The organism is Polaromonas sp. YR568, assembly GCF_943369415.1.
Taxonomy (GTDB): Bacteria; Pseudomonadota; Gammaproteobacteria; order Burkholderiales; family Burkholderiaceae_C; genus Polaromonas.
Window position 1 is genome coordinate 100,726 of the sequence record NZ_CALRNF020000013.1, and the last position, 10,981, is coordinate 111,706.

The window sequence follows — 10,981 nt, forward strand, 5'->3', positions numbered from 1 at the left end:
CGCGATCCGCATGAATCCCGAACAAGCCGCGCAACTGCTGACAGCCGCCCGAACCGGTGGGCCGACCGTTCCCTGGCGCGACATCCTCCCCGCCGACCGCGCCGGCGCCTACGCCATCCAGGACGCCACGCTCGCCGCGACAGGCCCCATCGCGGGCTGGAAGGTAGGCGCCAAAAACTTGCACACTGAACCCCATTGCGCACCGCTGCCCGCCTCGGGCATCCATGCTTCGGGCGTCACGCTTACTGGCCCCGCCTGGCGCTGGCGCTGTGTCGAGGTCGAAGTCGCCTTCCGGCTGGGCCGCGACCTGGACCCCCAGGGCAAGTTGCTGGCACCCGCCGAACTGGCCGACGCCTTCGACGCCGTGCTGCCGGTGATCGAGGTGGTGGAGAGCCGTTTGCTTGAAGGGCAAACTGCGGACCCGCTCGCCCAGTTGGCCGACCTGCAATGCCACGGCGCGCTGGTGCTGGGCAGCCCGTCGACGCTGGCGCCGGCACAGGTAGACTTGCGCACGCTGGAGGCGTCCCTGCGTTTCGGCGCGGTATCCGCGGCCCACACCCTCGGCGGCAATCCCGCGCAAGATGTCTGGCGCTTGCTGTCGTGGCTGGCGCTGCACTGCGCCCGGCGAGGCCAACCACTTCGGGCAGGCCAGATCGTGACCGCCGGCTCGTGTACCGGCCTGCTGACCGCCCCCGTGGATGAGATCGTGCGCGGTGAAATAACGGGAGTCGGCGCGGTGGAATTGCGTTTTGAATCTCAGGTGCGATAACCCATCAACAAATAAAACCAGTCAAGAGTAGCCCGTGAATCCATCCATTGCCCATGCCGAACTCATCGCCACTTTCCGGAGGGCGGAGGCCGAGGCCGCCCATAAATCCGGGTTGATCACAGCGGCCGCGAAAAAAGGACCCAAGGCGATCCAGATGGCCGTCGAGACAGCGGACAAAGCCGCAAAACGCCGGGATGCCTACGCCAAAAAGCTCGCGGCGCTCGGGGTGGATCTCAAGGAGTAGCAGTACCCGGTTGCGGATAATCAGGATTTGGAAAGAAAGCTGATGAACCCAGAACCAGAAGAAGCAGAAGACCAGGAAGAAGCGGAGCCGATAGAGGAATACGTCCCCGGCGTCGCCAACGGCAGGCACTATATGGCCAGGCTGTGCCATCTGCCTGACGGTCCCTGGTACATCGACGTCATACACGTTGAATCGCTGCCGCCTTTGCACGACAGCGGCGAGAGAACCTGGCCCACGCGCCAGGAGGCTGTCCAGGCGGCGGACAAGCTGGTGGCCGATCTGGCGCACTGACCTCCTCTTACTCCTTCCCCCGCTGGGGGAAGGCAGGGATGGGGGCCACCGGCCTCCAATCCAAAGCTGCGGTGTCATCAAACGCCGCAGGCCCCCATCCCAACCTTCCCCCAAAGGGGGAAGGAGCAAGAAGAACAAACCGCATGCCGGCGAGCGAATGTAACGCCCTGCCGGTGCCCTTGCAGCCCGGGCAAGCGGCGCCATCTGCATGCCAGCGGCCCGCCGGGCCCGCACCTTCACCCGAGGAGCTTTCATGTTCAAACGCCTGACCCTGCTCTGGGTTTTGATACGCGGCGACGCGCGCCGGCTGTGGACGGCGCTGCGCCACCCCGAAGCGCCCGCCTGGCTGAAATGGGGGACCGCGGCCATTGCCCTCTACCTGTTCTCGCCCATTGATCTCATCCCCGACGTCCTGCCCATCATCGGCATTGCCGACGACCTGGTGCTGGTTCCGCTGGCGATCCGCTGGCTGCTCAATCGCCTGCCGCCCGGGATCGCCGATCCGGTAGCAAAACCTTCGCGCTGAGCGCCGGCGGTGTTTTAATGGCGTAGCCCAACCCGGCACGCGCCATTGATGTCCACACGCCCCATTTCACTGACGATTCCGCTGCCCTCGGGCGCTTCTGTCTCCGGCCGGCTGCAGGCGCCCGCCGGCGCCAGGGCCTGCTACGTGTTTGCCCACGGTGCAGGCGCGGGCATGGACCATGCCTTCATGGTCCAAATCTCGGAGGGCCTCGCCGAACGCGGCATCGCCAGCCTGCGCTTCAACTTTCCGTACATGGAACAAGGCTCCAAACGCCCGGACTCCCCCGCCGTCGCGCATGCGGCGATTCGTGCCGCCGTCGCTGAAGCGGCGCGGCACTTGCCGGGTGTGCCGCTGTTTGCCGGCGGCAAATCCTACGGCGGGCGCATGAGCACGCAGGCGCAGGCGGCCGAGCCATTGCCCGGCGTGAAGGGCATTGTGCTGGTGGGCTTTCCACTGCATCCCGCCGGCAAGCCGTCCACCGAACGCGCCGCGCACCTGGCGGACGTCAAGCTTCCCATGCTGTTTCTGCAAGGCACGCGCGACGCGCTCGCCGACCTGGACCTGGTCACGCAGACCACGGCAGGCCTCGGCAAAAAGGCGACCCTGCATATCGTGGAGGGCGCCGACCACGTCTTCCATGTGCTGGTGCGTTCAGGTCGCACCGACGCGCAGGTGCGCGACGAACTGCTCGACACCATGGCCGCGTGGATGACACGCCGCTAGCGGCCCGCGCGATCACCGCCGGCACCCGGCCGTTTCAAGCCAAATTTGAGAATGCTATTTTTACCGTGAAGAACAGGGCAGCGATCCCGCCCTGGGGTTGGTTTTGGCCCCTAAGATCAGCGCAATCACCCAAACAACGAGCGTGCGCTGCAAGCCGCCTGCCGCCAGGAGGACCCATAAGTGAGAACAGCCAACAGCCGGGCGACACAAGCCTTGACCTTCAAAGACCCGTTTGCGCGGGTTCTGCTTCTTGGTGCCCTGGCCTTGTTGCCGGCGATCCATGTGGCGGCGCAAGGCGCGGCCGAAGAGGCCCGGTACCCGGCGCTTTACCAGGTCGCACAGGAACTCGACCGGGTTGCGCAGCAACTGCCCGCCCCCGGCGCGCTGAAAAAAGCAGGCCTGTCGGAGGGTGGTTTCAGCTTCGAAAGCGGCGCGGCCGACGCCGCCGCCCTGGCCGGCAGGCTCACGCCGGATGCCGGTCACTGGCTGGGCCCCTATACGGTCAAGCCCTTGCCCGGCAGTGCGGAGGCAGAGTTCCAGGCAAGGATCCAGCACGGCCTGGCCGTTCCCCTTCCAACCCCGTCCCAACCCAGGCTGGGCGATACCTATACGCTGCGCCTCCAGGAATATGCATTCCAGCAGGGCATGCGTTTCGACATCTTTAAAGCCGACCCGGTCGGCAGCCTGAACAGCGGCCTGTTTCGCGTCCGCTTCAAGATCTCGGCGCCCTACAAGCAGATGCTGGATTTCCTGGTCAATGCGCCCGTGCTCAGCGAGGCGCTGGTGGAGCGAATCAGTTTTGTGAAGGGCAATGCCGCATCCGTCACCGCGGAAGGCTGGGTCTATCTCGGCGACCTGGTGCTGGAGCAGGCGCAGGCCGCCGGATACCGCCAGCAACTCGCCAAGGCAAGGCAAAGCGCCCTGGGTAGCAGGAACCCGTTCACCGGCACGGACACCGCCCAAGGCAGGCGGGAACCGCTTGAATCCGCCCTGCTGGCGGACCTGGCCGTGGTCGGCGTTATGGGCCAGGGGAGCGAAAAGTTTGCCCTGGTGATGCACAAAAAGCCGCCGGCCCAGCTCTACAGGGTGCGCGTCGGAAATTATCTCGGCCCCGAGCGCGGGCGGATCGTCTCCATCACGGACCAGGAAGTTGTCATCGTCGAGCAGGCCCAGGGCCCGGACGGCAAAAACACCGAGCGCCGCTCCGTCCTCGCCGTCCCCCTCCCGGGCCGGCCTCCCTGGGAACGGTGACAGCGGCCGCGGTCCGGAGTGGCCGCCACTGACATGCGACCTGGCATCGCAGTCGCCGCATAAACCTGACCACCGCCAGGCATGTCTGCTGACAGCCTGCGAGTGCGACTTGCCGCAGACTGGGGAGATAACCTCCAAAGCAGTCTCCATGTCCTTCAATTCCACGTCTTCTCCCGCCCATCTCCCGCGCCGCACCCTCGTCCTCGCCCTGTGCTTCACCGGCCTGGGCCTGGCGGGCCATGGCGCCTGGGCGGCCAAGCCCAGGGCCAAAGCCGCCGCCAGCCAGCCGCTGGACATGGAAGCCTTCAACAACGCCACCGACAGTCCACTGCTGCGCAGCGGCAGCAACGGCGCGGCCGTGGCGCGGGCGCAGATCATGCTGGACAGGGCCTGGTTTTCCTGCGGCGAGATCGACGGGCGCTTTGCCGCCAACATGCAGCGCATGGTCAAGGCCTACCAGACCGCGAACGACCTGAAAGTGACCGGCACAGTCACCGCCGAAACCTGGGCCTCGCTGCGCAAGGACGGCGCGCCGTTGTTGACGACCTACACCGTGACCGACAAGGACGCCGCCGGCCCGTTTGAGAAAACCCCCGTCGCGATGGACGAGCGCGCCAAAATGAAGGCGCTGGTCTACGAGTCGCTCGACGAAGCCCTGGCCGAAAAATTCCACACCAGCCCGGGCTATCTCAAGCAGCTCAACGCAGGCGCCGGCATCGAGGCCGGCAAGCAGATCACCGTGCCCAATGTCGCGGCCAGCGCCACGCCGACGAGCGCGGCCTCCATCGAGATCGACAAGTCCGAGCGCGTGCTGTATGTGCTGGACACCGCCCAGCGCCTGGTGGCCGGTTTCCCCATCAGCATAGGCAATGAAAAGAACGACCCGCTGCCGCTGGGCATGATGGCCATCAAGAACGAAGTCAAGAACCCCGGCTTCACCTACAACCCCGCGCTGCTCAAGACCGCGCCCAAGAATGCGCAGAAAGTCGACGTCGCGGCCGGCCCGAACAACCCCGTGGGCAGCATCTGGCTGGGCCTGAGCAAACCGCACTGGGGCATACACGGCACGCCCAACCCCTCCAACGTGGGCCACTCCGAAACCAACGGCTGCATCCACATGACCAACTGGGACGCCGAGCGCCTGGCGACCCTGGCCAAGGCCGGTTTCAAAGTGAACGTCAAGGCCTGATGGCTTCCACCAATCCCGCACGGCTGAAAAGAACGGCGCTGGCCGTGTGCGCGCTGCTGGCCGTGGCCGCAGGCATGATGCTGGGCGCGCGCAAGGAGGCGGCCACGCAGGTGCCGCCGCCGGCCAGCCTGGCGCCGGCCGTACAGACAACGGTGGCCGACAAACCGGCGCCGGTCGCCCAGACCACCGAAACCGCCACTCCCTCGCCCGCCCTGCAACCCCCATCCGCATCACCATCCGCATCACCATCCGCATCACCACCCGCACTTGCCCCAGGCGACGACCCGGACATTTCCCAACTGCGCCAGCGCACCCTCACGCTCCCCGTGCAGGGCGTCGCGCCGGCCGAGCTCAGCGACACCTACACCCAGTCGCGCGCGGCCGGCGCGCCGCATGAGGCCATCGACATCATGAGCGCGCGCGGCACGCCGGTGCTCGCGGTCGAAGACGGCAAGGTCGTCAAGCTGTTCCTGAGCAAGCCCGGCGGCATCACGATTTACCAGTTCGACCCGGGCGGCCGGTACGCCTACTACTACGCCCACCTGGACCGCTACGCCGACGGCCTCGCCGAAGGCGCCCCCCTGCGCAAGGGCCAGGTGATCGGCTACGTCGGCAGCACCGGCAATGCCTCGCCCGACGCACCCCACCTGCACTTCGCGATCTTCAAGCTGGGGCCGGAAAAGCAATGGTGGCGCGGCACGCCGCTGAACCCCTACCTTGTCTGGCGCGACCCCAAGCCGTAACAGGCACCGGGCCGGCGCCCAGTGGCGCCGCGACAACAGGCCGCCCCCCGCGCCGACTCGGCCGGCTTGTAGGAGAACGCCGCAATGCAGCGCCCACAGCGCTTGCGGGCGCTGCAAACGGTTTCAAAATCCACTCCTCTCGATAGAATAAAAATAAAAGCGCCTGGAGGGGAAAACACTTGAGGCGCGTTCCCGAACCGCAGCCCTCAAGTCCATCACCGTGACCCCTTCCGACATCCAGCGCCTCATCCGCACCCTGCCCGGCCTCGTCCTCATCGTCAAGGCGGACGCGGACTTCACCATTGCCGGCGCCAGCGAGGCCTACCTGAAGGCCACCTGCACCGACACCGGCATCTTCGGGCGCAAGCTGTTCGAAGTGTTTCCCGCCAACCCGGACGAGCCCAAGTCCACGAGCGTGGACAAGGTCACCGCGTCCTTCAGGCAGGTGATGGCCACCGGCCAGCCGCATGTCATGGAGCCCTTGCGCTACGACGTTCGCGTGCCGCAGAAAGACGCTTATGAAGAGCTCTACTGGACGGTGACGCATAGCCCGGCGTTCGACGAGCGCGGCGAGGTCGACTACATCGTGCAGGCGGCCGAGCAGACCAGCGCCCGGGAGCGGCGCGACTCCGTCGCCATCCTCGAAAGCATCACCGAAGGCTTTTACACGCTGGACAGGCAGTGGTGCTTTGACTACGTGAACAGCGAGGCCCACCGCATCCTGGAGAGACATCCCGGCGACCTCACCGGCAAGGGCCTGTGGGACGAATACCCCGGCCTGCAAGGCACGGAGTTCGAACACTTCTACCGGCGCACCATGGTGGAAAGGGAGAAGTCCTCCTTCACCGCCTTCTACCCCGACCAGCAGCGCTGGTACGAGGTCACCACCTTCCCCGCGCCCGAAGGCATGTCGGTCTACTTCCGCAACGTGACCGAGCAGCGCAGGCTCACCTCCGAACGCGGCACCCTGCTGGCCGAGTCGGAAAGGCAAAAGCGCATTTACGAAACCGCGCTCAACAGCACGCCCGACTTCGTCTATGTGTTCGACCTGGAGCACCGCGCGCTCTACGCCAACGACGCCCTGCTCAAGACCTGGGGCGTGGCCGACGTGCGCGGCAAGAAGTGGATGGACCTGGGCTACGAGCAATGGCATGCCGACCTGCACGACCGCGAACTCGACGAGGTCATCCAGACCCGCGCGCCCATACGCGGCGAGATCCCCTTCCGCGGCACCAACGGCACGCGCATGTACGACTACATCTTCGCCCCGGTGTTTGACGAACACGGCGAGGTCGTCGCCGTGGCCGGCACCACCCGCGACATCACCGACCGGCAGGCCGCCGAACAGTCCATCCAGGAGCAGGCCACGCGCCTGGCCGCCTCAGACCGGGCCAAGGACGACTTCCTGGCCACCCTGTCGCACGAGCTGCGCAACCCGCTGGCGCCGCTGCGCAACTCCATCGCCCTGCTGCGCCGCGACGGCCTCGAAGGCGACAGGCTCGCCAGAATACACGGCATCATGGAGCGCCAGGTCAACCACCTGGTGCGCCTGGTCGACGACCTGCTCGAGGTCTCGCGCATCAGCCGCGGCGTGCTGTCGCTGCGCAGCGAGCCCGTCGAGGTCGCCGCCGTCGTCAGGACCGCGGTGGAAACCAGCAACCCCCTGGTGCAGTCGGCCGGGCACAAGCTGGTGCTCGACCTGCCGCCCGACGCGCTGTGGGTCGAAGGCGACGCGGTGCGCCTGGCGCAGGTGATCTCCAACCTGCTCAACAACGCCGCCAGCTACACCGATGCGGGCGGAACGCTGACCGTGACGGTGCGCCGCGAAGGCCCGCAGGCACGCATCAGCGTGAAGGACACCGGCATAGGCATGGAGCCCGCCACGATTGCGCACATGTTTGAAATGTTCAGCCGCGGCAACCGCGACAACGCCCGCAACCAGGGCGGCCTGGGCATAGGCCTGGCCCTGGCGCGCCGCCTGGCCGAGATGCACCAGGGCACGCTGGAGGCGCACAGCGACGGCCCGGGCCGGGGCGCGGAATTCACCCTGCGCCTGCCGCTGCTCAAGACCGCCGGCGCCGATACACCCGATGAAACAGCCGATGCGCCGCGCCTGGACAAAACCCGCGTGCTGGTGGTCGACGACAACGCCGACGCCGGCGACACCCTGGCCGTCATCCTCGACATGCTGGGCGCCGAGGTGCGCGTGGCGCGCGACGGGGCCGAAGCGCTTGAGACCTTCGCCGCCTACCAGCCCTCCGTCGTGCTGCTCGACATCGGCATGCCCGGCATGAACGGTTATGAAGTGGCCCGCGCCATCCGCAGCCGCTTCCCCGGCCACCCGACCGTGCTGGTGGCCCTGACCGGCTGGGGCCAGGAAGACGACCGCCGCCGCGCGAGCGAAGCGGGGTTTGACCACCACCTGCTCAAGCCGGCGGAGATTGACGCTTTACAAAAGCTGCTGGCGGACCTGGAAGGCCCCCACAACGCAAGGCCGCTGCAGATGCAGGCCAGCGCATGACAGGCCGCGCGCAGGGGCCCGCGACTCAGAACGCCATCCGCACCCCGGCCTGCGCGCTGCCCTGCACGGAGCCGCGCCGCGCCTCGGTGCTCACACCGAGGTAGCCAAACACCTTGCCGCCCAGGCGCTGCGTGCCGTAGAACCCCAGCTGCACAAAGCCCTTGCCGGCCTGCGGCGCCCGGATGGTGGTGGGCATGCCCGCCAGGGAGGCTGTGAGCTCGGGGTTCAGCAGTTTCCCCGAGTCCGCGCCCAGGCCCAGGTTGAAGCGGTAGGTCCGGTCTTCCTGCAGCGGATGGTTGTGGGTGGAAGCCAGCGTCACGCCGAGCACGCCGCGCAGGCCCTGGGCATCAAAGCCGTCCACCTTCAACGCGGCGGCGGCGCTGCCCTCGTCCACGGCGGAACGGTGCTGGCTTTGCCAGGTCAGCCTGGCATAGGGCGACGCCACCATGCCGCGCCAGTCCATGGGCCGGCTGACGCCCGCGCTCAGCAAGGCATCGCGGCCGCTGGTCTTGCCGCCCAGGCTGCCGCCAAGGCCGGTCACGTCGTCACGCGTATGCCTGGTCGATTGCACGCCCCAGCTGGCCAGGGTGTCCACCGTCCACGAGGCCGCGGGCAAGCGGGCATAGGCAAACACCGCGCCCTGGCGCAACACGCCCTGCCCTTGCGCGGCGCTGACGTCGGTGTTCGACAGCGCCAGGCCGGCACCGGCCTTGACGCCGTCACGCACATAAACATCCCCGCCCAGCACCGCCTGGTAAAGGTCCTGCGTGAAGCCGCTGGCGCGCTGGTCGCCAGATCGGCGCCCGCGCTGGTAGGCGACTTCGCCCCATACCGCGTCGTTGCGCGGGCCCATCGTTTCATCGCCAGGCGCGGACAGCTGCAGGCCCGGCACCGGGCCTGCGCCCGCGCTGGCCAGCAGGCTGCCGCGGCCGGCCGGCTGCGCGGCAAACTGGCTGGCGGCCGGGCTGGCATCGTCCAGGTGCGCCAGCACCGCCTGCTGCATCAGAAGGCCCGCCTGGGGCGCGGCGGCCAGCGTCGCGCCATAGACCTCCCCGGCCAGGCCGCGTGTGAAGGCCGGCAAGGCGGCGGCGTTGCGCGTCGCGGCGACGGCCAGCAGCAGGTCTTGCGCCGCCGTGGCCGTGCCGGACTGGTTGGCCGCCGCCAGGCGGTCGAGCGCGCCGGCCGCCGAACGGGTGTTGAGGTTGCCATCGACCAGCGTGGTGGCGTAGGAGACGGGGATCACGGCCAGGTCCAGGCTCTTGCTGCCGCCCAGGTTGTAGAACTGCACGAACTGCGTGCCCGCCGCCAGCCCGGCCGGCTGCGCCAGCGTGCTGAAGCGCCCGGTGATGCCGCCGTCCGCGCTGACCACACGGAAGCTGTCGCCCAGCACCGGTACGTAGGGCGCGCTGCCGAAGCCCGCCTCGCCGGGCGTGAACAGGTTCAGCAGGCGCGGCGCCAGCGTCGCGCCCGGCTGGATCACGAACTGCCCGCCGGTGATGTTCAGCAGCGAGTAATAGCCCGTCGCGCCCACCGGGCTGGCGGCGCCGGCCTGCACCGTGCCCGCGATGTCCTGCTGGAAGGTGCTGCCGCTGTTCATGGTCACCGTGCCGTTCACCGCCAAGCGGCCCGGCGAATTGCCGGGCTTGAGCGTGCCGGCCACCGTGAGCGCGCCGCGCAGCGTGCCGGTGCCCATCAGCGTGGCGCCCGCCGCCACAAACGCCGGGCCCGTGCCCAGCGGCGAGGCGCCGCTGACAGCCAGCGTGCCGGCCGCCACGGTGGTGCCGCCCGCATAGCTGTTGTTGCCCGACAGCGCCAGCGTGCCGCCGCCGTTGACCGTCAGCCCGCCGGCGCCCGAGAACACGCCCGACAGTGTTGCCGTGCCGCCCGGTGAAGTGCTCAGCGTGCCGCCCGCGCCGTTGAGCGTGAAGGCCTGGGCCGAGCTGGCATTGGCCGGCAGCACCAGCGTGCCGCCGTCAAACACCGGGTTGAGGGTCACCCCCACCGCGCCCAGCGTGTAGGTGCCCCCGGCCGTGATGTTGGTGTTGGCGGGAGCCGCCGAAAAAACCAGGTTCCAGACGGTGGTGCTGCCCGAGGCCAGGCCCAGCGCCCAGTTGAGCCCGCCGTAAACGCCCGTCGTCGCGCCCGTGACGTTGGCGGCCGTGAAGTTGTTCAGCACGCCGGTGTAAGAACCGATGGCCACCGTCGAGGTGCCGTAGATGCCGAAGCTCATGGCGCCCGTCACGCCGTTGCCGCTCAGCTTGCCGTAGACGCCCGGGCTGTTGATGATGATGTTGTAGTTGACCGGCACCGTACCGGCGTAGGTGACCGCGCCATTGGCGTTGCCCGCGCCTTGCAGGTTGTTGAAGGTCTGCAGCGTGCCGGCGTTGTTGGTGATGCCCGCAAACGGCCCGATGATGGAGCCGGTGTTGGTCAGGGTGCCCAGGATGCTGGTGGAGCTCATGATCACCACGCCGCGCCGCACGCCCGACGAAATGGTGCCGCTGTTGACCAGGCTGGTCAGCGTGCCGTTGACGTTGACGCCGATCTGCTGCCCCGTCGCGATCGTTCCCCGGTTCTGTTGAATTCCGCTGAAGTCTGACCCGAGTTTTCCATCGAATATTGACCCACACTCTTTGTGAGCAGAAGGTGCTCACGATGTGGATAAGTTCTTGGTTTTCTCCTTTTTGGGCTGAGTCTGTGTGGATCTGCCTCAAAGTGCGCCGC

11 protein-coding genes are annotated in these 10,981 nt (G+C 67.7%); 10 read left to right on the plus strand and 1 reads right to left on the minus strand.

Going from position 1 to position 10,981, the window contains the following annotated elements:
• Nucleotides 1–10: 10 nt before the first annotated feature.
• The 9 genes from ACLV74_RS10525 (at nt 11) to ACLV74_RS10565 (ending at nt 8,257) form a co-directional block, all read left to right on the plus strand.
• The gene (locus ACLV74_RS10525; RefSeq protein WP_411879344.1) at nt 11–769 is read left to right on the plus strand and encodes a 2-keto-4-pentenoate hydratase; all 759 of its coding nucleotides are present in this window, start codon (nt 11–13) and stop codon (nt 767–769) included.
• Nucleotides 770–803: 34 nt separating this feature from the next.
• Entirely contained in the window at nt 804–1,013 is a 210-nt protein-coding gene (locus ACLV74_RS10530) for a hypothetical protein (protein ID WP_411879345.1), read from the plus strand.
• A gap of 42 nt (nt 1,014–1,055) precedes the next feature.
• Nucleotides 1,056–1,304: a hypothetical protein gene (locus tag ACLV74_RS10535; RefSeq protein WP_411879346.1), complete on the plus strand. Its 249-nt coding sequence runs from the start codon at nt 1,056–1,058 to the stop codon at nt 1,302–1,304.
• Nucleotides 1,305–1,557: 253 nt separating this feature from the next.
• The gene (locus tag ACLV74_RS10540) at nt 1,558–1,830 is read left to right on the plus strand and encodes a YkvA family protein (RefSeq protein ID WP_411879347.1); all 273 of its coding nucleotides are present in this window, start codon (nt 1,558–1,560) and stop codon (nt 1,828–1,830) included.
• A gap of 48 nt (nt 1,831–1,878) precedes the next feature.
• Complete coding sequence (locus tag ACLV74_RS10545; RefSeq protein WP_411879348.1) at nt 1,879–2,553, plus strand: alpha/beta family hydrolase; 675 nt, start codon at nt 1,879–1,881, stop codon at nt 2,551–2,553.
• Between the two features lie 180 nt (nt 2,554–2,733).
• A complete protein-coding gene (locus tag ACLV74_RS10550) occupies nt 2,734–3,804 on the plus strand; it encodes a pilus assembly protein PilP (protein ID WP_411879349.1) in 1,071 nt (356 codons plus the stop codon).
• Nucleotides 3,805–3,952: 148 nt separating this feature from the next.
• Entirely contained in the window at nt 3,953–4,993 is a 1,041-nt protein-coding gene (locus ACLV74_RS10555) for a L,D-transpeptidase family protein (protein ID WP_411879350.1), read from the plus strand.
• The gene (locus ACLV74_RS10560; protein WP_411879351.1) at nt 4,993–5,736 is read left to right on the plus strand and encodes a M23 family metallopeptidase; all 744 of its coding nucleotides are present in this window, start codon (nt 4,993–4,995) and stop codon (nt 5,734–5,736) included. Before ACLV74_RS10555 ends, ACLV74_RS10560 begins: the two co-directional genes overlap by 1 nt.
• Nucleotides 5,737–5,956: 220 nt before the next feature.
• Complete coding sequence (locus tag ACLV74_RS10565; RefSeq protein WP_411879352.1) at nt 5,957–8,257, plus strand: PAS domain-containing protein; 2,301 nt, start codon at nt 5,957–5,959, stop codon at nt 8,255–8,257.
• 25 nt (nt 8,258–8,282) lie between these two features.
• Here ACLV74_RS10565 and ACLV74_RS10570 read toward each other — a convergent pair whose 3' ends face one another.
• Nucleotides 8,283–10,718, minus strand: a complete 2,436-nt coding sequence (locus tag ACLV74_RS10570; RefSeq protein ID WP_411879353.1) for an autotransporter domain-containing protein — start codon at nt 10,716–10,718, stop codon at nt 8,283–8,285.
• Between ACLV74_RS10570 and ACLV74_RS10575 the strand changes: the two genes are divergently transcribed.
• Entirely contained in the window at nt 10,717–10,839 is a 123-nt protein-coding gene (locus ACLV74_RS10575) for a hypothetical protein (RefSeq protein WP_411879354.1), read from the plus strand. The two genes, ACLV74_RS10570 and ACLV74_RS10575, sit on opposite strands and share 2 nt — an antisense overlap.
• Nucleotides 10,840–10,981 lie beyond the last annotated feature (142 nt).

Coding starts and splice junctions, on each gene's coding strand:
- ACLV74_RS10525 (WP_411879344.1), top strand. CDS start 11: ATGAATCCCGAACAAGCCGCGCAACTGCTGACAGCCGCCCGAACCGGT.
- ACLV74_RS10535 (WP_411879346.1), top strand. CDS start 1,056: ATGAACCCAGAACCAGAAGAAGCAGAAGACCAGGAAGAAGCGGAGCCG.
- ACLV74_RS10540 (WP_411879347.1), top strand. CDS start 1,558: ATGTTCAAACGCCTGACCCTGCTCTGGGTTTTGATACGCGGCGACGCG.
- ACLV74_RS10545 (WP_411879348.1), top strand. CDS start 1,879: ATGTCCACACGCCCCATTTCACTGACGATTCCGCTGCCCTCGGGCGCT.
- ACLV74_RS10555 (WP_411879350.1), top strand. CDS start 3,953: ATGTCCTTCAATTCCACGTCTTCTCCCGCCCATCTCCCGCGCCGCACC.
- ACLV74_RS10560 (WP_411879351.1), top strand. CDS start 4,993: ATGGCTTCCACCAATCCCGCACGGCTGAAAAGAACGGCGCTGGCCGTG.
- ACLV74_RS10575 (WP_411879354.1), top strand. CDS start 10,717: ATGATCACCACGCCGCGCCGCACGCCCGACGAAATGGTGCCGCTGTTG.
- ACLV74_RS10570 (WP_411879353.1), bottom strand. CDS start 10,718: ATGAGCTCCACCAGCATCCTGGGCACCCTGACCAACACCGGCTCCATC.